The organism is Rhizobium sp. CFBP 13726 (assembly GCF_014841925.1).
GTDB lineage: Bacteria > Pseudomonadota > Alphaproteobacteria > Rhizobiales > Rhizobiaceae > Neorhizobium > Neorhizobium soli.
Genome location: NZ_JACYUU010000002.1, coordinates 741,411 through 761,069, shown reverse-complemented (window position 1 = coordinate 761,069; position 19,659 = coordinate 741,411). Strand labels below are relative to the sequence as shown.

At 61.2% G+C, this 19,659-nt stretch carries 22 protein-coding genes; 10 read left to right on the top strand and 12 right to left on the bottom strand.

The features are described 5' to 3' along the window. Positions 1-121 precede the first annotated feature (121 nt). Both IFT66_RS10925 and IFT66_RS10920 read left to right on the top strand, forming a co-directional pair. Complete coding sequence (locus tag IFT66_RS10925; RefSeq protein ID WP_192077616.1) at positions 122-775, top strand: thiamine phosphate synthase; 654 nt, start codon at positions 122-124, stop codon at positions 773-775. 8 nt (positions 776-783) lie between these two features. Beyond that, complete coding sequence (locus IFT66_RS10920) at positions 784-1,911, top strand: tetratricopeptide repeat protein (protein ID WP_062461864.1); 1,128 nt, start codon at positions 784-786, stop codon at positions 1,909-1,911. 9 nt (positions 1,912-1,920) lie between these two features. On the opposite strand, the gene IFT66_RS10915 is transcribed toward IFT66_RS10920, so the two are convergent. After that, a complete protein-coding gene (locus tag IFT66_RS10915; protein ID WP_062460866.1) occupies positions 1,921-2,277 on the bottom strand; it encodes a hypothetical protein in 357 nt (118 codons plus the stop codon). A 208-nt stretch (positions 2,278-2,485) separates the two neighbouring features. On the opposite strand from IFT66_RS10915, the gene IFT66_RS10910 reads away from it, so the two are divergent. The 4 genes from IFT66_RS10910 to IFT66_RS10895 all read left to right on the top strand — a co-directional run bounded on the left by IFT66_RS10910 (position 2,486) and on the right by IFT66_RS10895 (position 5,769). Then, positions 2,486-3,286: an inositol monophosphatase family protein gene (locus tag IFT66_RS10910; RefSeq protein ID WP_062461861.1), complete on the top strand. Its 801-nt coding sequence runs from the start codon at positions 2,486-2,488 to the stop codon at positions 3,284-3,286. Positions 3,287-3,440: 154 nt separating this feature from the next. After that, entirely contained in the window at positions 3,441-4,511 is a 1,071-nt protein-coding gene (locus tag IFT66_RS10905; protein WP_192077615.1) for a flagellar motor protein MotA, read from the top strand. A gap of 3 nt (positions 4,512-4,514) precedes the next feature. Continuing rightward, positions 4,515-5,546, top strand: coding sequence for a peptidoglycan -binding protein (locus tag IFT66_RS10900; RefSeq protein ID WP_192077614.1), 1,032 nt, complete (start codon positions 4,515-4,517; stop codon positions 5,544-5,546). Position 5,547: 1 nt separating this feature from the next. After that, the gene (locus tag IFT66_RS10895) at positions 5,548-5,769 is read left to right on the top strand and encodes a hypothetical protein (RefSeq protein ID WP_062460856.1); all 222 of its coding nucleotides are present in this window, start codon (positions 5,548-5,550) and stop codon (positions 5,767-5,769) included. 21 nt (positions 5,770-5,790) lie between these two features. Here the strand turns inward: IFT66_RS10895 and IFT66_RS10890 are convergent, their stop codons facing one another. Together IFT66_RS10890 and IFT66_RS10885 are read right to left on the bottom strand one after the other, a co-directional pair. Beyond that, positions 5,791-7,044, bottom strand: coding sequence for a glucoamylase family protein (locus IFT66_RS10890; RefSeq protein WP_192077613.1), 1,254 nt, complete (start codon positions 7,042-7,044; stop codon positions 5,791-5,793). Next, the gene (locus IFT66_RS10885) at positions 7,044-8,840 is read right to left on the bottom strand and encodes an ABC transporter transmembrane domain-containing protein (RefSeq protein ID WP_192077612.1); all 1,797 of its coding nucleotides are present in this window, start codon (positions 8,838-8,840) and stop codon (positions 7,044-7,046) included. Before IFT66_RS10885 ends, IFT66_RS10890 begins: the two co-directional genes overlap by 1 nt. Positions 8,841-9,028: 188 nt before the next feature. Between IFT66_RS10885 and rpmE the strand changes: the two genes are divergently transcribed. Further along, positions 9,029-9,250, top strand: coding sequence for a 50S ribosomal protein L31 (gene rpmE, locus IFT66_RS10880; protein WP_062460846.1), 222 nt, complete (start codon positions 9,029-9,031; stop codon positions 9,248-9,250). A 65-nt stretch (positions 9,251-9,315) separates the two neighbouring features. Continuing rightward, a complete protein-coding gene (locus IFT66_RS10875) occupies positions 9,316-9,852 on the top strand; it encodes an AAA family ATPase (protein ID WP_174196145.1) in 537 nt (178 codons plus the stop codon). 56 nt (positions 9,853-9,908) lie between these two features. Here the strand turns inward: IFT66_RS10875 and rcdA are convergent, their stop codons facing one another. The 3 genes from rcdA to IFT66_RS10860 all read right to left on the bottom strand — a co-directional run bounded on the left by rcdA (position 9,909) and on the right by IFT66_RS10860 (position 12,350). Continuing rightward, complete coding sequence (gene rcdA / locus IFT66_RS10870; RefSeq protein WP_062461855.1) at positions 9,909-10,421, bottom strand: protease adaptor protein RcdA; 513 nt, start codon at positions 10,419-10,421, stop codon at positions 9,909-9,911. A 441-nt stretch (positions 10,422-10,862) separates the two neighbouring features. Further along, positions 10,863-11,054 (bottom strand): DUF1192 domain-containing protein, encoded by a 192-nt coding sequence (locus tag IFT66_RS10865; protein WP_062460843.1) that lies wholly within the window; start codon positions 11,052-11,054, stop codon positions 10,863-10,865. Positions 11,055-11,072: 18 nt separating this feature from the next. Further along, positions 11,073-12,350 (bottom strand): MFS transporter, encoded by a 1,278-nt coding sequence (locus IFT66_RS10860; RefSeq protein ID WP_062582392.1) that lies wholly within the window; start codon positions 12,348-12,350, stop codon positions 11,073-11,075. 207 nt (positions 12,351-12,557) lie between these two features. Between IFT66_RS10860 and IFT66_RS10855 the strand changes: the two genes are divergently transcribed. Continuing rightward, the gene (locus tag IFT66_RS10855) at positions 12,558-12,722 is read left to right on the top strand and encodes a hypothetical protein (protein ID WP_092659869.1); all 165 of its coding nucleotides are present in this window, start codon (positions 12,558-12,560) and stop codon (positions 12,720-12,722) included. Here the strand turns inward: IFT66_RS10855 and IFT66_RS10850 are convergent, their stop codons facing one another. From IFT66_RS10850 to IFT66_RS10825, 6 genes are all read right to left on the bottom strand, one after another. Continuing rightward, entirely contained in the window at positions 12,723-13,640 is a 918-nt protein-coding gene (locus tag IFT66_RS10850) for a PhzF family phenazine biosynthesis protein (RefSeq protein ID WP_192077611.1), read from the bottom strand. Positions 13,641-13,871: 231 nt separating this feature from the next. Further along, the gene (locus IFT66_RS10845) at positions 13,872-14,768 is read right to left on the bottom strand and encodes a fructose bisphosphate aldolase (protein WP_192077610.1); all 897 of its coding nucleotides are present in this window, start codon (positions 14,766-14,768) and stop codon (positions 13,872-13,874) included. A gap of 271 nt (positions 14,769-15,039) precedes the next feature. Next, the gene (locus IFT66_RS10840; RefSeq protein ID WP_184654375.1) at positions 15,040-16,239 is read right to left on the bottom strand and encodes a phosphoglycerate kinase; all 1,200 of its coding nucleotides are present in this window, start codon (positions 16,237-16,239) and stop codon (positions 15,040-15,042) included. Positions 16,240-16,357: 118 nt separating this feature from the next. Then, positions 16,358-18,184 carry a potassium/proton antiporter gene (locus tag IFT66_RS10835; protein ID WP_062460829.1) on the bottom strand — a complete coding sequence of 609 codons (1,827 nt, stop codon included), beginning with the start codon at positions 18,182-18,184 and terminating at the stop codon, positions 16,358-16,360. 115 nt (positions 18,185-18,299) lie between these two features. Continuing rightward, the gene (locus IFT66_RS10830; RefSeq protein WP_162763059.1) at positions 18,300-18,461 is read right to left on the bottom strand and encodes a hypothetical protein; all 162 of its coding nucleotides are present in this window, start codon (positions 18,459-18,461) and stop codon (positions 18,300-18,302) included. An 88-nt stretch (positions 18,462-18,549) separates the two neighbouring features. Continuing rightward, entirely contained in the window at positions 18,550-19,110 is a 561-nt protein-coding gene (locus IFT66_RS10825; protein WP_174196150.1) for a histidine phosphatase family protein, read from the bottom strand. A 191-nt stretch (positions 19,111-19,301) separates the two neighbouring features. Here IFT66_RS10825 and IFT66_RS10820 point away from each other — a divergent pair, with 191 nt between their 5' ends. Continuing rightward, positions 19,302-19,535: a hypothetical protein gene (locus tag IFT66_RS10820; RefSeq protein WP_192077609.1), complete on the top strand. Its 234-nt coding sequence runs from the start codon at positions 19,302-19,304 to the stop codon at positions 19,533-19,535. Positions 19,536-19,659 lie beyond the last annotated feature (124 nt).

Below are 19,659 nucleotides of genomic sequence, written 5' to 3'. Positions count from 1 at the left end.
GCACCGTTGAGGCGGGCAGATGGGATGAGCGGTTGATTGCGCAATCCTTCCGGTCTATCGAATCATTCAAGAGAAAACGAGTGCGGATCGCCGGGTTGCGGTTCGCTGCATGGGAAGAAACATGAAGAAACAGGAAGAGCGTTGCCGTCTGGTGCTGATCGTGCCGCAGGATGCGGATGCGAAAGCGCAGGCGGACCGGTTGGAGAAGGCGCTTGCGGGCGGCGATGTCGCCTCGGTGATCCTGCCGCAATACGATGAAGACGATACCGCGTTCCAGGACCGCGCCGAACTCATGGTGCCGATGATCCAGGCTGCGGGTGCCGCAGCGCTGATCGCCGGAGACAGCCGCGTCGCAGGTCGCGTCAAGGCAGATGGCCTGCATATGGCCGGTTCGATGGAAGAGCTGGAAGAAACGATCGAGAAATTCAGCCCGAAGATGATCGTCGGCGCCGGTGGTGCATCCGAGCGTCACACGGCGCTCGAAGTGGGCGAGCGCCGCCCCGACTATATTTTCTTCGGCAAGCTCGATGGCGACATCAAGCCGGAGGCGCATCCGAAGAACGTCGCGCTTGCGGAATGGTGGGCTTCGATGGTGGAAATTCCCTGCATCGCCATGGGCGGCACGGACATTTCCTCGGCGCTCGAGGTTGCCGAAAACGGAGCGGAATTCGTGGCTTTGAGACTGGCTGTCTTCGATCATCCCCAAGGACCGCAGGAAGCAGTTCGACTGGTCAACGCCGATCTGGACGAAAAAGCGCCACGGTTTGAGGCTTGATGGTCTCCATGCCATCGATTCGTCGCGCCTCATCCACCGTCCTGATGCTTGCCGCCAGCCTTTCCGCGTCGGCCGTCTTGCCGCATCCGGCAATTGCGCAGGTGCAGCAACCCGGTGCGGTGGAGCAGGAGGGGCCGACGGCGGCGCAGTCGCGTCAGGTGGTGACGAGACCGGTCGCGCCGGATGCAATGGGCGTCGAACGCGGTGCACAGCCCGATGGCATCGTGCCGTCCGCCGGTGTCGAACTCTATCAGCGCATGGGCGTGACCTTGCCGCCACTGCCGCCGGAGAAGCCCTATACGGGCCCGATCGACGAGGCATATGGTGCGTTCCAGCGCGGCTTGTACGTCAAGGCGCTCGATGTCGCACTGAAGCGTGCGTCGGCCGGCGATGCGGCGTCGCAGACGCTTGTCGCCGAAATGATGAGTAAGGGGCTCGGCATCAACCGCGACGCAAAGACCGCGGCCTTCTGGTACGGGCAGGCTGCCGAGCGCGGCGATCCTGCCGCCATGTTCCAGTATTCGCTTCTTTTGATGAGCGGCCGTTACGTGCCCGCCGACAAAAAGAAGGCCGACGACTATATGCGCAAGGCGGCGGAAGCCGGCAATTCATCGGCGCAGTTCAACTGGGGCCAGATCCTGGTGTCGGACAATCCTGGCGACAAAGGTTTCAAGCTGGCGCTGCCCTTCTACGAGCGGGCGGCAAAGCAGGGCGTGGCCGATGCCCAATATGCGGTGGCCCAGCTCTACGTGAACATGAAGGGCGTGCCCGAGGAGAAGAAGGCCGAGGCTCGCCGTTGGCTGGAGCGCGCGGCGAAGGCCGGGTTCGACACGGCGCAACTCGACATGGGCATCTGGTTCGTCAACGGCGTCGGCGGCGAACGCAACTACGACAAGGGCTTCGAATGGCTGCGGATTGCGGCCCATCGCGGCAATGTGGTTGCCCAGAACAAGCTGTCGCATCTCTATATCGAGGCGCTGGGGACACGACCGAACCCGGTCGAGGCCGCCAAGTGGTATGTGCTTTCCCGTCGCGCCGGACTTCAGGACGCGGCGCTAGAGGATTTCTACCTCGGCATCAACGACGAGCAGCAGCGCCAGGCGATAGACGCGGCGAACCGCTTCCGACGCCAGTAATTGACGTGATCAGGCCGTCGCCTTCATCGCCGCCAGCGTGAAAAGGGCGTGGCGGATGATAAAGCCGTGGGCAAGCGCCAGGATCAGCAGCGTTACCAGCCAGACGATCAGGTAGATGCCCGGCGAGGCCTTGATACGGCCGCCCATGCGGGGGCCAAGTGCGAACATGGCTGTCACGAAGAGAGCGCAGGCCGGCAGAAGCAGCAGCGCGATCATGGCCGGTGCCGTGCTGGTCGGTGTGCCGGTCAGGGTGAAGTGGATCGGCAACTGGGTATCGGCCGGCAGCGCCGAGATCAGACCCAGCGACAGCATGGTCATCACGCCCACAAGTCCGAGGCTGATGCCGAATGGCAATGCGATCTTCACGGTGATACTCCTAAAATCTCGATAGCCGGCGTTCTGGCAGATCGCAGGCAGGCGGGCAATGTCGCATTTTGTCCGTTCACGCGGGCTTTGTCGGCTTCGACTTGAATTTCCCTTGGTTTTGTGGTCTTGAACCGGCCAATCAAGACAATTCGCCACAGACACGTCCCGGCTGATGCATGTTCGGGACCATACGATCAGGATTTCCCGCATGGCCCGCTCAGCCCTTCTCAACGTCATGGTTCAGGCCGCCCTCAAGGCTGGCAAGTCGCTCTCCAGGGATTTCGGCGAAGTTCAGAACCTGCAGGTTTCGGTCAAGGGACCGGGCGATTTCGTGACCCAGGCGGATCTCAAGGCGGAAAAGATCGTCCATGACGAGCTGATGAAGGCGCGCCCGACCTACGGCTTCCTCGGTGAGGAAAGCCAGGAGGAGAAGGGCACGGACGGCGCTCACCGCTGGATCGTCGATCCGCTCGACGGCACGACCAACTTCCTGCACGGCATTCCGCAGTTCGCGGTGTCGATCGCGCTGGAGCGCAATGGCGAAATCGTCGCCGGCGTGATCTTCAACCCTGGCACCGACGAACTCTATACGGCAGAAAAGGGCGGCGGCGCCTTCCTGAACGACCGTCGCATTCGCGTTGCCGCACGCCGGGTCCTGTCCGATTGCGTGGTTGGTTGCGGCGTGCCGCATCTCGGCCGCGGCGATCACGGCAAGTTCCTGGTCGAACTGCGCCACGTGATGGGCGAAGTGGCGGGCGTTCGTCGCCTTGGCGCTGCGTCACTTGATCTCGCCTATGTCGCTGCCGGTCGCTTCGACGGTCACTGGGAAATCGGTCTTTCGCCGTGGGACATCGCTGCCGGCCTCGTCCTCATCCGCGAAGCGGGCGGCTTTGTCAGCGACATCAAGGGCTCGACCGATATGTTCGGCACCAAGAGCATTGTTGCCGGCAACGAGCTGATCCAGAAGGCGCTGCTGGAAGTTTCCAATCGTCCGGTTCCGTCGCGCTGATTGCTGAAGCGGTGACGGCCGGAGTGCTGCTTGTCATTTGAAATGGCGAGGAAAAAACTTCGGCTTGTCCCGGTCTTTGCACCGTGGCGACACTTCAATTCGTCGCAATTTTGCTCTAGCCTCCGCGCGACGCGACCCAGAGGCGAGGCTTATTATGGCGAATGCGACAGTGGACGATCTGGACGAAACTGAAGCTAACCGCCGCCGTTTTACCGAAAAGCTTTCCAACCCGGCTTCCTTCCTCTGGACGATGCTGATCTTCCTGATCATCGTCGGTTTTGTCTGCTCGATCCTGTACCGCCAGGCTGCACAAGCGTTCCAGACCAACCCGGGTCTGAACGGTCTGATCCTCGGCGTCCTGTTGATCGGTATCGTCCTGGTTTTCCTGCAGGTCATCGGCCTCATTCCGGAAGTGCGCTGGTTCAACTCGTTCCGCGCTGCCGGCACCGTCGACAAGGTGGGCCGCGAGCCGAAACTTCTGGCGCCGATGCGCTCGCTGATCGGTGGTCGCCGCAAGACGGCGCTTTCGACCGCAACCTTGCGCTCCATTCTCGATTCGATCGGCACCCGCCTCGACGAATCGCGGGATACGTCCCGTTACCTGATCGGGCTCCTGGTGTTTCTCGGCCTGCTTGGCACGTTCTGGGGCCTGATCGGCACGATCGGCTCGATCAGCGACGTCATCGGTGCGCTCGATCCGGGCGCCGGCGGCTCCAACGACATTCTGTCGGCGATCAAGACCGGTCTTGCGCAGCCGCTTGCCGGCATGGGCACGGCGTTTTCGTCGTCGTTGCTTGGTCTGTCAGGCTCGCTGATCCTCGGCTTCCTCGATCTCCAGGCAGGACGTGCGCAGAACCGCTTTTATACGGAACTCGAAAACTGGCTTTCATCGGTGACCGATACGGGATCGGACGCGCCGGTTGCGGCGGCGGGGCTTTCAGCTGGTTCCTCCGGCGAATTCAAGACGCTTGCCGACGAGCTGCGCAAGATTGCGGCGGCTCAGGGCAAAACCGGCAGCGGTGATGTCCAGCAGAACGAGAAGTCGCTTGCTGCCATGGCAAACCTTGCTGAAGGCATTCAGGGGCTGGTCAAGAACATGCGCAACGAGCAGCAGATGCTGCGCGACTGGATCGAGGCGCAGCAGGAGGAGTCCAAGGCCCTGCGGCGCACGCTGGACCGGCTCTCCGACAAGATCGGTCAGTCCGACAAGATCGGGAGCAAGTAGACCATGGCGCTGGGCAAGAACCGTCGCCGCCAGCACGGCGTGGACTACTGGCCGGGCTTCGTCGACGCGCTGACCACGCTTCTGATGGCGATCATGTTCCTACTGACGGTGTTCGTGCTGGCGCAGTTCCTGCTCACCCGCGAGATTTCCGGTCGCGACGAGGTTCTGAACCGGCTGAACAGCCAGATCGCGGAACTGACAGAGCTTCTGGCGCTGGAAAAGGGCAACAATCAGGATATCGAAGACCAGCTCGCCAACCTGCAATCGTCGCTGGCGGTTGCTGAAAGCGACCGGTCGCGGCTGCAGCAGCTTCTCAACCAGGGCAGTGGTGCAAGCGACGCGGCCAATTCCCGCGTGACCAGTCTGACGGGTGAACTCTCCAACGAGCGGCAGGTCAGCGCCCGGGCGATGAGCCAGATCGAGCTTCTCAACCAGCAGATCGCGGCGCTGCGGGCCCAGATCGCCGCCGTCGAACAGGCACTGCAGGCGTCGGAAACGAAGGACGCCAACTCGCAGGCGCAGATTTCGGATCTTGGTCGTCGCCTCAACGTGGCGCTTGCTGCCCGCGTGCAGGAGCTCAATCGCTACCGCTCCGACTTCTTCGGCCGTCTGCGTGAGATTCTCTCCGATCGCGAAAACATCCGCATCGTCGGCGATCGGTTCGTGTTCCAGTCGGAAGTTCTCTTCCCGATCGGCGGCAACGAACTCGATGCCGCCGGTCTCGTGGAGATGGACAAGCTTGCCGCCGCACTGCTCGATCTCGCAAAGGAAATTCCGGCCGAGATCAACTGGGTGCTGCGGGTCGACGGACATACGGACAACGCTCCGCTTTCCGGCACCGGACGTTACCGCGACAACTGGGAGCTTTCGTCTGCGCGCGCGACGTCCGTGGTCAAGTATCTGATCTCGAAGGGCGTGCCGGCCAACCGGCTGGTGGCCGCGGGCTTTGGCGAGTTCCAGCCGATCGCGGCTGGCGATACGCCGGATGCCAGAAACCAGAACCGCCGCATCGAACTGAAGCTTACCGAACGCTGACATGACCTACAGCAAACCCGACATCGACGCGATCGCCAAGGCGGTGGCAGATACGCCTCGCCGCGACAATACCGCCTATCACGAGGCGATGGCGCAGGCGCGCCGTGCTTTCGAGGAGGCGCAGGCTGCGTTCGGCGAGCAATCGGTCCAGCTGAAGATGAAGACCAAGATCAAGCGCAATGGCGATCATGTCGTCAAATGGACGTTCAAACGCGCGAAGTGATCAGGCGGCTGCGCTCTCGCCTCAGGCGGAGACATCGGGATAGCGGAATCCCAGCCGATCGAGGCCGCGGCGCACTTCCGGAGCGGCCATGAACAGTTTCCACAACAGACCCGAGCGGTGGTTCTCGATCATCGCGACGATCGGCCCCTGGTCGATAGCGATGTAGGTCGACGCGACCCAGCCTGTCTTCGGCGCAAACGCGTCGGCGAAGCCGAAGCGGTTGACCAGCCGTCCGTTCTCGTAGGCAAGGAGCGCGCGCAAGGCTTCTTCCGCATGGCCGGGCACGAAAGGAAAGCTCGACAGTGCTGCAGACGGTGCAATCGCGCCGAAATCGACCAGCGGCGAATTGGCGGCGTAGCCGGCCTGGGCTTCCGATGCCGTCAGGCCCCAGACGCCGGCCGCGGCATATTCCGGCACGGTCAGGCAATAGGCGCGGTTGATCCGTGAATGCGCGACAGCCTGGCGCCAGTAATCGGCGTAGCGATCGGACAGGCCGCGTGGATTGAGCGCACAGAAGGAATATTGCGACAGGAACAGCGGCCCGCCCATGGGTTCGCCCAGCGGCAGCTGTATGCCGAAATATTCCTCGCCGTTCTTCATGGCGCCGTTGCGTGCCCATCCGCAGTGATAGTTCTGCGGATCGATCGGAAACGTGTCCGAGCCGGCGGCAAAGACATAGGTTGACAGCGCCTCATTCCAGCCGGTGATCGGCAGGTTCATCGCCCACTCGTTGATCGGGCTCCAGTGCCAGTAGATCGGGCCGTCGGTCTTGCCGCGGGTGTACCAGGTCCACTCGACCTCGTCGAACAGCCGGGTAATCGCGGTGCGCAGCGATTTCTCGGAAATGGTCTCTGCCGCGAAATATTCACGGGCGCAGATCAGGCCCTGAAGGAGAAGGGTCGTTTCGACGATGTCGCCCCCATCATCCAGCGCAGAAAACGGAATCATTGCGCTGGTAGCGGGATTGATGAAGTGAGAGAACGCGCCGTGGTAGCGCGGTGCCAGTTCGAGGCTCTCGACAATCGTGGTAATGCGAACCAGCGCCTCGTCGCTGGTGATCCAGCCGCGCTCGCAGGCGACCAGAATTGCCATCAGACCAAAGCCCGTGCCGCTGATCGAGATCGCATCGATGCCGGGCGTGCCGTCGAGAAGGCATTTGTCATAAGGGAGGCCGCTCTGCGCATGGGCACCATCCCAGAAATACCGGAAGGTGCGCTGCTGAACGTCATCGAGCAGACTATCCAGATCTGCGGAGATGATGGGGGTCGCGTCCATCAGATCGCGCTGACGGAAGTTTGCTCGAGATCCTGGAATTGCAGCCGCGCGAGCTTGGCATAGAGACCGCCAGCCGCCACCAGGCTCTGGTGCGTGCCTTCCTCGACGACGCGACCGCTTTCCAGGACGAGGATACGATCGGCTTTCAACACCGTCGCAAGGCGATGGGCGATGACGAGCGTGGTGCGGTTGCGCATGAGACCGTCGAGCGCCTTTTGCACCAGTGTTTCGCTTTCCGCATCGAGCGCCGAGGTGGCTTCGTCGAGCAGCAGGACCGGAGCATCCTTCAGGATCGCGCGGGCGATAGCAATCCGCTGGCGCTGGCCGCCGGACAGGGTGATGCCGCGTTCGCCGGCGAGCGTGTCATAGCCGTTGTCGAGCTTCGCGATGAACTCGTCCGCCTGTGCGGCGATTGCTGCTGCACGCACGGCGTCGCGAGTCGCGTTCGGGACGCCGAAGGCGATGTTGTCGTGGATGGAGGCTGCAAAGATCGTCACGTCCTGCGGTACGATCGCAAGCCGTGAGCGGATGTCTTCAAGGGTCGCATGGCGGAGGTCGACGCCGTCGAGGCGGATCGATCCGGCTGTGGGATCGTAGAAGCGCAGCAGCAGCGAAAAGATCGTGCTCTTGCCGGCACCGGAGGGACCGACGATGGCGACAGTTTCTCCCGGTGCCACATGCAGGGAAAGCGCATTGAGCGTGATGGCGCTGACGCGTGCCGGATAGGCGAACGAGACGCTGTCGAACGCGACATCGCCGAGCGGGGGTGAGGGGAGCGCTTTCGGGTGTTCCGGGTCACGCACGGCGGACACTTCATCCAGCAGTTCGGACAGCCGTTCGGCGGCGCCGCCTGCAGACGACAGTTCGCCCCAGACTTCCGACAGTGTGCCGAGCGAGCTTGCCGCAATCACCGAATAAAGCACGAACTGGCCTAGCGTGCCCGGTGTCATCGTGCCGGCAAGCACGCTCTGGGCGCCGTACCAGAGGACGCCGACGATCGAGCCGAAGATCAGCACGATGCCGAAGCCGGTCAGAAGCGCGCGGGCGCGGATCGACTTGCGGGCGGCTTCAAAGGCATTCTCCACCGTGTCGCTGTAGCGCGAGGTGGCGACAGCCTCGCCGGTAAAGGCCTGAACGGTGCGGGTGGCGCCGATCGTTTCGGCTGCATAGGCGGAAGTCGCGGCCAGCATGTCCTGGGCGGCACGCGACCGGCGGCGCACCGAGCGGCCGAAGCCAACGAGGGGGAACACGATCAGCGGGATGGCGCCAAGCGCCAGAGCCGAGAGTTTAGGGCTCGTATACACCATCATGCCCATCGCTCCGAGACAGAGGATGGTGTTGCGCAGGGCCTGCGATGCGGCAGAACCAAAGGCGGACTTGATCTGGGTCGTATCGGCGGTCAGTCGCGAGACGATCTCGCCGGACTGGTTGACGTCGAAGAAGGAAGCAGACAGCCGCGTCACATGCGAGAAAACCTCACGGCGCAGATCCGCCACCACGCGCTCGCCGATGGTGATGACATAATAGTAGCGCATGCCGCTTGCGATCGCGAGAAGGACCGCCAGCACGAACAGCATGACAAAATAGTTGTTGATGAAATGCCCGTCAGAGGATGCGAATCCATGATCCACCATGCGGCGGACAGCCAGCGGCAGCGCTAGTGTGGTGCAGGCGGCAAGGACGAGAAAAAAAGTCGCGCCGGCGACCATGGCTCGATAGCGGGAAAGATAGGGGAGCAGTCGGGAAAGCGGCTTGAGACTGCGGTTTTTCTTCTGATTTTCTCGGCTTTCGGCCATGTCGTCTCCATGGCCCCCGGGCAGCGGAATCTCAGCCTTTCGGGGACTTGTACTTGCGGCGCCCTTCCTGTATAGGCTCCGCATCCAATTGGGAAGCCGTGACCGCGCCGGTTTGCGGCTTCATTCATTAAAGACGGTTCTTGCTCGCGCAATGCGACGAATGGACCTCGCAGAGCAGGAATATCGACATGAAGGCTGGCATCCATCCCGACTACCACAAGATCAAGGTCGTCATGACCGACGGTACCGAATACGAGACGTTCTCGACCTGGGGCACCGAAGGCGCCACCATGAACCTCGAAATCGACCCGACATCGCACCCGGCCTGGACCGGCGGCAACCAGCAGATGCTGGACCGCGGTGGCCGCGTTTCCAAGTTCAACAAGCGTTTCGGCGGTCTCGGCCTCTAATTGCTTTTTGCATTTTGACAAAAGAAGCCTGGCGAAAGCCGGGCTTTTTTGTTTTTCTAGGAGGCATGGAGGAGAATGTCGATCTTTTGTCGAAGCTACCCCATCCGCTTCGTCGCGTGCTGATCTTCGGCAATGGCGGATCGGGCAAGACGTGGCTTGCGACCAGATTGGGAAAGGTGCTCGGCCATGCTCCCGTCCACCTGGACGATGTCCGTTGGGAGCCCGGACGGTACGGCATCGGCCGCGACAGGCAGGTCGTGGACGAGGACGTGCGCAGCATCGCCGCACGAGATTTTTGGTTGATCGAAGGCGTGTATGGCAGGCTTGCCAGTCTCGCGATCACGCGGGCAACGACACTGATCTTTCTCGACTTGCCCGACGACGTCTGCCTCGAAAACATTCGCCATCGCGGTCTTCAGGGCGGGGGAAGCGTTGCGTCCTTCGAAGAGCTACTCCATTGGGTGGCGGGCTATCGCTTCCGACACAACAACTGGAATTCATTCGAGGCGCATGACCGGATGTTCAGCGCCTTCGAAGGCCCGAAACATCGGCTTGACTGTCGTGACAGTGTCAACGCCTATCTGGCGTCGCTATCTCTATAGTCCCAAACGCAAAAAGGCAGGCCAATGCCTGCCTTTGGACCGTCGACGTTCAGATCTCAGCCGCCAAATGCGGTGTGAAGCAGGTTCTGCTGGGCGCGGACGCTGTTTTCGTTGTCGGAGATGACAACGGCTTCCGGGGCGCGATAGATTTCGCGGTCCAGAAGAGCGACGCGGTTCTGCAAACGAAGCGAGCGTTCGACAAGATCACGGAAGCTTTCCGGCAGATCGAGCCAGCCCGGAGCATTGCGATCGACATTGAAGCCGTCGAGACGCACCTTGCTCTTTTCCGAAAGAACCTGATCGCGGCTCATCTCGCCGTTGTTGACGGCACGCTGAAGCAGAAGCCACGATGCCATCTGCATCAGGCGAGTTGTCAGACGCATGGATTCAGCTGCATACAAAACTGAGGCCATGCGCGGCAGAACCTTGGATGCAGCACGACCCTGACCGTCCAGATAGCTTGCTGTCTCTTCAACAAGAGCCATGCCTTCGGAGTATAGTGACTTGAACTGGGCAGAGCTTGCGGCGCGGCCCGCAAAACTCACTGTGTTCAATCCCTGCTCGGACATCGAATTCATTCCTGCTAATGCTTTCTTACTCAGGCAATGGCGAAGTGGCTCAAAAAGTTCCATCTGGCCCGCTGAATGAAGTGAACATGATCCTTATACTGGAAATCCGCAAGGCGTTTCTTAATGAAAGGTTAATACCCACAGGAACCGGTAAACGCCCTCGATCTTCTTGAAATGAAACAGATCTTGCGAAAGCGCAAGTCCCCTGAAAATGGCCTTTGGAACGGGTTTTTGATGGCTGCGTGAGCCTGTACAGACCGACAGCCAAAAAAAAGAGCCGCAAAAGCGGCTCTCAAGGTAAAACAGGGAGAAATCAGACCATTCGCCGAGCGGTGAAACTGTCTGAGTCCGGCAGAACCGAACATCGCTATATTCTCTGTTAATGATTAATGTTTGCTTAAGATTGATCGTGGTTTTGCGGTTTATTCTTAGTCCGGCACATCAGGTCCGGAAAAAGCTGTCAGCGGCCTTGCGACCCTCAGCCTTCCTCGCCTTCTCTGCTTCCAGTCTCGCGATCTCTTCCTGCAGGATGGTGATGCGCGTCTGCAGTTCGTCCGCAGAGAGCAGCGATAGGTCGGCGCCGATCTCGTGAGCTGCGGGTTTCTTCGGGCGGTCGTCGTCGAGAAATGACATTTCAAGCCTCCTTGGCCGTTATGGCGTCGTCTGCTGTTCAGACGCGGCTGCATCCTTGGGTCTTGCGCGCGGATCGAGCGAGAGGCCCTCGGGTGTCGCGAGTGGTCCGTTGGTTCCTGTCACCGTCGTGTAGGCATCGCGTTCGCCGGCAGGGACGGGTGCGCGCTGCCGGCTTCGGACAATCGCATAGACAGTGATCATCAGATGGGCGACAGCCGTGACGCCAAACAAAGCGTGAGGGCCGGCCCAGGTCATGACAGGACCTCCGAGCGTCGGGCCGATGATCGTCCCGATGCCGTAAAGAAGCAACAGGCCGCCGGAGACCTTTACGAAGTCCTCGGGCTGGGCGAAGTCGTTGGCATGGGCAACGGCGATCGGGTAGAGCGCGTTCGCGGCGGCGCCGTAGGTCGCGACGAGGATAACGATCGTGTAGACGTTGGTCGGCGCAACCAGCACAACGGCAAGGCCTGCCAGCGCACTGACGCCGGAGAGGACTGCAAGGACATGACGGCGGTCCAGCCTGTCCGACAACCGGCCCGCCGGAAACTGCATGATCGCGCCGGCAAAGATGGTGATCGATACCATTGCGGCGACCGATCCCTTGTCGAGGCCGACCTTGGTCGCGAACACGGCGCCGAGCGTGCCATAGGCCCCGTTGGCGATGCCGACCAAGAGAATGCCTACGCAGGAGATCGGCGAGTTTCGAAACAGTCCCTTGAGATCCAGCCGCGCGCGTTTCAGCGGTTGTGGTGACGCAGCCTTGGACAGCGTCGTCGGCAGGGCGGCGATCGAGTAGAGGATGCCGCAGACCATGAACAGCGTCGGCAGCGTCACATCGGCAAACGGCACCATCAACTGGCCACCGACAACGCCGAACAGGGTGATGGAGATATAGAAGGAAAAGATCGTGCCCCGGTTTTCCGGTGTGGCACGTTCGTTGAGCCAGCTTTCGATGATCATCGACGTACCGGCAGTGCAAAAGCCGGTGATTGCCCGCAGGATGAGCCACGCGACGTCATCGACCAGCAGGCCGGTCATAAGCACGTTGAGGCAGATCAGGGCCAGGAAGCCGGAGAAAGCGCGAACGTGCCCGATGCGGCGCACGACATTCGGTGCCACGAAGCAACCGATGACGAAGCCTGAGGCCCAGGTTGTGCCGAGCAGGCCGAGAACCTCGTTCGAGTAACCTTCGATCGAACCGCGCACCGGCAACAAAAGACCCTGCAGGCCATTGCCGAGGAACAGAAAGAGCGTACCAGTGAGGAGGGCGAGAACGGGAAGGAGATTACGGCTCATCGTCTATACTGTCAGCTCTCTTCGTGGTCGGTGATCCGCCCTGCCGTGCCGGAGCGATGTTGCGCAGACCGGCACAGGACGTTAACGAAGGTAAGGCAGATCAGAGATCATGACGCAACAGACCCCGATTCTCCTCCCGGTCTAACTGTGGTGGAGAGCAAAAATGTCCAGCCTGTGGCGAGCCTTTGAAACAGTGACGAAAGACAGATGACAAAAACAATCTCCGTCCTGTTGATGCTGGCCATGGTCGTGCAGATCATCAAGCCATTGAACCTCCCGGGCCTCAGGCGCCGAATGGATTTCTGGAAGCTGGCGCTGGTCGCCTTCGCGCTCTGGTCCGTGGCACTGCTGCTGCGCGAGTTCGTCGGCTGATTACAGCTCGATCCGGCCGCTCATCACCTTCACGCAGCTTCCGCTGATCCGCACATCGGTGACGCGACCCTGTCTTTTGACCATGGCGAGCTCGATCACGCTGCGGCGGCCCATCTCCACACCCTGTTCGGCGGTCATGCGGATATCGGCGTCGGTTTCAGGGTCAAGCATCGCAAGGAACGCGCCGAGCGCTGCAGACGCGCTACCCGTTGCCGGGTCTTCCGGCACATTGTCGAGCGGTGCGAACATGCGGGCACGGATATGCAGGCGATCCTTGGCATCACGGACATAGAGAAACAGCGAAAACTCCATCTGATCGCCCGGGCTGATCTCGGCCGCGCGATGGAATGACGTGAGATCCGGCCTGGCCGCGGCGAGCGCCTGCAGGCCGTCCAACTCAGCAATTGCGAATGGCAAGCCGACCGATGCGAAGACGGGTGCGTGATTGTGCGTGACGACATGCCCGACGCCGATGGATGCGCAGTCGGCGATACGTTGAGGTTCGATCTCGGCGCCCAGTTCGAGTGGCCGCGGTGCCCGGATGGTTGCGCCGACAACCACATCGCCCTCCCGGATCAGGTCGATCTCGACCAGTCCGGCGATTTCCTCGAAGCGGAGCGTGTTGCCTAAAGCGCTGCCGAACAGGTCGGGCAGGTTTCCAAGGACGAAGGCAGTTCCGACATTCGGATGGCCGGCAAAGGGAACCTCTGTCGTCGGCGTGAAGATGCGCACGCGCGCCGTGTTGGCTGGATTGTCCGGTGGAAGCACGAACGTGGTTTCGGAATAGCCGAACTCCGTTGCGATCGCCTGCATCTCATCGCCCGAAAGGCCGCGGGCGTCTGTGATGACCGCAAGCGGATTGCCGAAGAAGCGCTGGTCGGTAAAGACATCGACGGTGACGAAATCGGCAACAGGCATGGACAGGCTCCTCAGTTGAGGCCCCACTTCTAGAGCCTGCGATCTCCCATCACCAGACAATGGTTTTGATGGAAGACATCAATCCTGATTGTCTGGGCAGGGTCTGGAAACGAGAAAGGCCGCACCCCCCGGTGCGGCCTCTTCCTCCCATGAAAAGGGCCAGAGCTATTAAAGCTGAGGCGGCCTTTTCCAGGTTCGTGTTCCCGATGCCGCAGCATCAGGGTTAGAGCATCAGGCCTTGTTGACGCTTGCGGAATAGATCCCGTCGATGGTTTCAGCCAGGCTCGCGTCGAAATCTGCGTCGCTCATCGATACGCGCAGGTTTTCGGTGAGCGCGCGCGAGAAGCTCGCGATCATATCGCGGTTGTGGCTGAGCTTCTCGCAGGCGTCGACGCGGCTGTAGCCGCCGGACAGTGCGACGAGGCGAACGACGGACTTGTGGGCAGCGAGATCCGCATAGAAATCGGCAACCGTCGGGATCGTCACCTTCAGCATCACGTCTTCGCCCGGACCGAGCGTATCGAGATGCTGGGCGATCTCGTCGCGCAGGATGGTCTCGGCTTCAGCCTTGGTTGGGCTGTTGATGAGGATCTCCGGCTCGATGATCGGAACGAGGCCCTGGGCGATGATCTGACGGGCGACATCGAACTGCTGCTGCACCACGTCAGCGATACCGGCCTTGTCGGCAGAGGCGATCACGGAACGCATCTTGGTGCCGAAAATTCCCTTTTCGCGGCCGCGAATGAGGAGCGCGTCAAGATCAGGCATCGGCTTCATCAGCTGAACGCCGTTTTCTTCGGCATCCAGGCCCTTGTCGATCTTCAGGAAAGGCACGACGCCGCGCTTGTTCCAGAGGTAGGAAGGAACCGGCTCGCCGTCGACATCACCATCCATAGTGCGTTCGAACAGGATGGCGCCGACAACCTTGTCGCCTGTAAAGGCCGGTGCCTTCATGATGCGGGCGCGCATGGCGTGCATCAGGCGGAACATGTCTTCGTCGCCCTGGTAGTCGGTTTCGGCAATGCCGTAGAGCAGCAGCGCTTTGGGTGTCGAACCACCGCTCTGATCAAGCGCCGCAATGAAACCGGGCGCCGACCTGACTTTGTCCAACATCTTCGCGTCTACCATAATCGCTCCTATCCCTCACAATGGCGCGTTGCGCGCTTATGCCCATTCAATCTTCGGAGAGCCCGATATTGAAGAGCATATCCGAAGTTCTCTCCCGCCGATAACAGAAGTTCTTTTAAAGGGAAATGATGCTCTAAGCCATTGAAACGATTGAAATCGTTTCAATCGTTTAAAATATTGAATTTCTTTAAATTCGCCTTGCCGATCGGGCGCGGAAGCCTATGTCCCGCGCCTCTGACCCACCAGGAGGCATTCTCCGAACGCTGGCCGATCAGGCCTTTGTCAGAACCGAAACGCCGGGCAGTTCCTTGCCTTCCATCCATTCCAGGAAGGCGCCGCCAGCGGTCGAGACGTAGGAGAAATCGTCGGCCACGCCTGCATGGTTGAGTGCTGCCACCGTATCGCCGCCACCGGCGACTGAAACCAGCCTGCCGGCCTTCGTCTCAGCGGCTGCGAATTTTGCAGCGGAGACGGTCGCTGTGTCGAACGGGGTGATCTCGAAGGCGCCGAGTGGGCCGTTCCAGACCAGCGTCGAGGCCTTGCCGATCCATTCGTTGACGGCTTCGACGGATTTCGGGCCGACGTCGAGCATCATCGCATCGGACGGGATCGCATCGATCGCGACGGTTTCGTTGTCGGCATTCGCCTTGAACTCGCGGGCAACGACGCCGTCACTTGGCAGTACGATGGTGCAGCCGGACGCTTCTGCTTCGGCCATGATGGCGCGGGCGGTGTCTGCAAGGTCATGCTCGCAAAGCGACTTGCCGACATCGATGCCCTGTGCGGCGATGAACGTGTTCGCCATGCCGCCGCCGATCACCAGCGCATCCACCTTTTTCACCAGGTTCTGCAGCAGATCGATCTTGCTGGAGACCTTGGCGCCGCCGACGATGGCAACGACCGGCCGGGCAGGCTCGCCAAGACCCTTTTCCAGCGCTTCGAGTTCAGCCTGCATGGTGCGGCCGGCATAGGCGGGCAGGCGGTGGGCGAGGCCTTCCGTGGAGGCATGGGCGCGGTGGGCGGCCGAGAAGGCGTCGTTGACATAGATGTCGCCGTTCTTTGCCAGTTCCTCGGTAAAGCCGGTGTCGTTCTTTTCCTCGCCCTTGTGGAAGCGGGTGTTTTCGAGAAGCAGAATATCGCCATCCTTCATCGAAGCGACCGCCTGATCGGCTTCCGGGCCGATGCAGTCGGATGCGAAGAGGATCTTCTGACCCAGCACTTCATTGACGGCCATGACGATCTGGGACAGCGACATGTCGGCGACCGGTTCACCCTTGGGGCGGCCGAAATGGGCGAGCAGGATGACCTTGGCGCCCTTCTTCGACAGTTCCGTGATCGTTGGGGCAACGCGCTCGATACGGGTTGCGTCCGTCACCTTGCCGTCGCTCACGGGAACGTTGAGGTCGACGCGGACGAGAATGCGCTTACCTGCGATATCGGTGAGGTCGTCGAGGGTCTTGAAGGCCGGCATGGTACTGATCCCGTTGCTTGATAAAGGGTGGCGGGACCATACTATTCTTGTCCGACGGCGCAAGGCTGTCGGGTCAACGAAATAGCCTTTGCGCCGGTTGCCGGATGGCGGCCAGGGTTCAGGCGGAGGGGCGGCCGGGCACCGGCTTGCCGCGATACTTGCGGATCTGGTCGCGGATGCGGTGGGCAATTTCGCGCATGTTGATGAAAATCGGCAGCTTGGTGGCAGGCTCCACCGGTTCCAGCGAGACGCCGATCTTGGTGACATGATCAAGCTCGTCGGTTTCCCGGACGATCAGCACGATCGAGCCGAAACGCATGCGGTCGGCATATTCCGTCTTGCCGCCCAGCCGGGAATGCATCAGTTCGCCGATCGTCATTGCCTGCTCGGTTGCCGAGAGCAGGCCCGGACCATAGGCGAGGTCCAGTTCGGTTGCGGGCCGTGTCGGCGAGATGGCGAAGGCGCCGAAGAACTCGGCATCGTCATCATCGACAGGCACGCGGCTCGCAAACAGCCGATCGAGCAGTTTCGTGTAGTTCGGCGTCACGAACAGATAGACCTGATCGTTCTCCCGCAGGCGTCCGGCATACTGGTAGCGCAGGCTGCGGCCGTCGCGGATGACCAGCGACGGCATGGCCCAGCGGGGAATGCGTTCGCCGGACAGGATCGGGCTGTCTTTCAGGACGCGGTAAGAGATCAGTTCATGGGTCGCCTTGCCGGGAAGGTCGAGTTCCAGCTTGTCGACGGCGCCGATCCGCGGCGGGATGATCAACCCGAGATACCGCGCCACCGGCTTGATCGTCCAACCCTGGAGAAGAAGCGAGACGAGCACGATGATGAAGGTGACGTTGAAAAAGACGGACCCGTTTTCGGCGCCGGACAGGATCGGCGTGATGGCGAGCAGGATGGAAACCGCACCGCGCAGGCCGACCCAGGAGAGAAAACCGATTTCCTGCTGCGTGAAGTCATAGGCCATCAGGCTGATCCACACGGCAATCGGGCGGGCGACGAAAATCAGGAACAGCGCCAGACCGATCGCCGGCACGAGCAGGATCGGGAACTGGGATGGTGTCGCGAGCAGGCCGAGCACCAGGAACATGATGATCTGCGCCAGCCACGTCAGCCCTTCGTTGAAGCGCGTGATCTGATGCTTGGCAAACATCTTGCGATTGCCCGAGTAGATGCCGGCCACATAGACCGCAAGGAAGCCGCTGCCGCCCATGGCGCCGGTGAAGGCGAACACGAGCAACGCAAGCGTCAAGACCAGGATCGGAGCGAGACCCCGATCGGAGGTGAAGCGGTTCAGGACCCAGACGATCATCAAGCCGCCGAGCAGGCCGAAGATTACGCCGAGCCCCATTTCCTCGAGGAACATGACGGCGAAATGCAGGTCGAGGCCGCCGAAGCCCTGGCCGGTGGCCAAAAGCTCGGACAGCGCGATCGTCAGGAAGATCGCCATCGGGTCGTTGGTGCCGGATTCGACTTCGAGCGTCGAGCGCACCTTGTCACGTATGTTGATGCCGCCGATGCGCAGCAGGAAGAACACCGCGGCGGCATCAGTCGAAGCGACGATCGACCCGAGCAGAAAGCCTTCGAGCCAGCTGAAGCCTAGGAAATACTTCGCCGCGACGCCGAAGACGCCGGCGGTCAACAGCACGCCGACGGACGCGAGCGTCAGCGCCGGAACCGCGGCTATTCGGAAGGAGTGGAGCGAGGTGCCGAAGCCGCTGTCGAACAGGATGATGGCGAGCGCCAACGACCCCAGCATGAAGGTGAAGGAGTAGTTCTCGAAGCGGATGCCAAGACCATCGACACCGGCGAGCAGGCCGATCGATAGGAAGACGAGAAGCAGGGGAGCGCCGAACCGGAAGGCAAGCAGGCTGGAAAAGGCCGCAGCCAACACCAGAACCGTGCCGACCAGCAGGATGATGTAGAAAGCCTCCAAAGTCCCCGTCCTTCCTCTCGCCGCCGTTTACGGAAATCCATCCATCAGGCCCGGCGATTGCCGAATCCTGTGCCGCTGCCGCGATGCGGCAAGATAGCCATGGAGCAGATCCCGGTCAGTGGCCGGGCGATTCGATGTGCATATTCAAATAGACGGGAACAAATCCGGCAAGAGAAGGGCCGGGGCTAAGAAAAATCACGCCGGTGCGAAGTGAATGGTTGGCGCAGGCCGGTCCGGCAGCGACCTCGGCCACGATGGCGTCATTGTCGGTCAGCACGTCGTGAAGGTTGGTTTGGTCGCGGACACGCCGAAGAGCTGCTCGCAGCGCAGGTCTAAGGAGCGAAAAGCATTTCCCTTCGCTGCTATTACTCAGCGGCGACCCTGCCGATCACCGTCAGTGGATCGGCCGCACGTGCCGTGACGAATAGGAGTTCGCCGCTGGCAGGAACGATGTTGGTAAGCCCGGTTATGTTGACCTGGTGGGTGACCAGCACAACCGGCCGGCCGGGCGGCAAGCCCGTCATCCAGGCGCGCAAGGCCTGCGTCTGCGGCCTGCCATCTTCGGGACTGCCGAAAAACGAGTTGAGCAGCGGCTGCGGCTCGACCGGTCCAAGACCAAGACCTTTAGCGGTATCGAGGCAGCGGCACCACTGGCTGGAAAAGACCCGCGCCTGCGCCACGCCGTTCTCCCGGAAGAGCGTGCCGATACGGCCCGCCTGAGCGATGCCCTGCGCGGAGAGATTGCGCTGCGTGCTGCAGTCCCCGATCGCAAAATTCGCTGGATCGCCGGTTCCGGGTGCAATCGCGTGACGAAGCAGCACCAGAGCCGCGCCAGTGCGAAGCTCTGCCCAAGGATCGGATTGCGCCCTTGCATTGCTGGTCAGGGCAAGAGCGGAGGCGATCAGCAACTGGCGTCGCAGAAACATGGCGTATCTCCAGGTGGTGCTGGCGTTTGTCTGTCCAAAGCCAATACGTGCAATGATACTGCGTGGTTTCCACCCTCACGAAAAATAACATCCCTCGGATGGGGTATCTGCTGACGCCGGCAGTCATGATCGCAATTGGGTCGTGCCAGAAAGTGTGCTAAGCGCCGGCGAAACAATGACTGGAGCATACCATGAGCGAACCGACCGTAGCCGAAGCGACAAACCGCATTTATGAATCGCTTCAGGCCAACAATGCCGATCTCGACGCGCATATCGCCACCCTCAAGGCAGCGCTGACTCAGGCTGGCCAGAAGGAAGCTGAGTTCGACCCGGCGCGGATCGTGCAGAACAACCGCCAGGGCCGCAAGCTGATGCAGGCCTACTTTCGCCAGCGCGGCGTGACGGTGAAGTTTACGGCGTCCTAAACGATTTTTGCGCGGGCGACCTCTCCCGAGCATGTCCTATAACGCAAAACCCCCTCCTTTTAAGGGGAGGGGGTTAAAAGCCTGAGCGTCAGGACCGGTCCTCAAGGACCGGCCTGCGCGCTAT

Bases quoted from the DNA above. Each gene is read 5' to 3' on its own strand.
- IFT66_RS10925 (WP_192077616.1), top strand. From the start codon at position 122: ATGAAGAAACAGGAAGAGCGTTGCCGTCTGGTGCTGATCGTGCCGCAG.
- IFT66_RS10920 (WP_062461864.1), top strand. From the start codon at position 784: ATGCCATCGATTCGTCGCGCCTCATCCACCGTCCTGATGCTTGCCGCC.
- IFT66_RS10910 (WP_062461861.1), top strand. From the start codon at position 2,486: ATGGCCCGCTCAGCCCTTCTCAACGTCATGGTTCAGGCCGCCCTCAAG.
- IFT66_RS10905 (WP_192077615.1), top strand. From the start codon at position 3,441: ATGGCGAATGCGACAGTGGACGATCTGGACGAAACTGAAGCTAACCGC.
- IFT66_RS10900 (WP_192077614.1), top strand. From the start codon at position 4,515: ATGGCGCTGGGCAAGAACCGTCGCCGCCAGCACGGCGTGGACTACTGG.
- IFT66_RS10895 (WP_062460856.1), top strand. From the start codon at position 5,548: ATGACCTACAGCAAACCCGACATCGACGCGATCGCCAAGGCGGTGGCA.
- IFT66_RS10890 (WP_192077613.1), bottom strand. From the start codon at position 7,044: ATGGACGCGACCCCCATCATCTCCGCAGATCTGGATAGTCTGCTCGAT.
- IFT66_RS10885 (WP_192077612.1), bottom strand. From the start codon at position 8,840: ATGGCCGAAAGCCGAGAAAATCAGAAGAAAAACCGCAGTCTCAAGCCG.
- rpmE (WP_062460846.1), top strand. From the start codon at position 9,029: ATGAAGGCTGGCATCCATCCCGACTACCACAAGATCAAGGTCGTCATG.
- IFT66_RS10875 (WP_174196145.1), top strand. From the start codon at position 9,316: ATGGAGGAGAATGTCGATCTTTTGTCGAAGCTACCCCATCCGCTTCGT.
- rcdA (WP_062461855.1), bottom strand. From the start codon at position 10,421: ATGTCCGAGCAGGGATTGAACACAGTGAGTTTTGCGGGCCGCGCCGCA.
- IFT66_RS10865 (WP_062460843.1), bottom strand. From the start codon at position 11,054: ATGTCATTTCTCGACGACGACCGCCCGAAGAAACCCGCAGCTCACGAG.
- IFT66_RS10860 (WP_062582392.1), bottom strand. From the start codon at position 12,350: ATGAGCCGTAATCTCCTTCCCGTTCTCGCCCTCCTCACTGGTACGCTC.
- IFT66_RS10855 (WP_092659869.1), top strand. From the start codon at position 12,558: ATGACAAAAACAATCTCCGTCCTGTTGATGCTGGCCATGGTCGTGCAG.
- IFT66_RS10850 (WP_192077611.1), bottom strand. From the start codon at position 13,640: ATGCCTGTTGCCGATTTCGTCACCGTCGATGTCTTTACCGACCAGCGC.
- IFT66_RS10845 (WP_192077610.1), bottom strand. From the start codon at position 14,768: ATGGTAGACGCGAAGATGTTGGACAAAGTCAGGTCGGCGCCCGGTTTC.
- IFT66_RS10840 (WP_184654375.1), bottom strand. From the start codon at position 16,239: ATGCCGGCCTTCAAGACCCTCGACGACCTCACCGATATCGCAGGTAAG.
- IFT66_RS10825 (WP_174196150.1), bottom strand. From the start codon at position 19,110: ATGTTTCTGCGACGCCAGTTGCTGATCGCCTCCGCTCTTGCCCTGACC.
- IFT66_RS10820 (WP_192077609.1), top strand. From the start codon at position 19,302: ATGAGCGAACCGACCGTAGCCGAAGCGACAAACCGCATTTATGAATCG.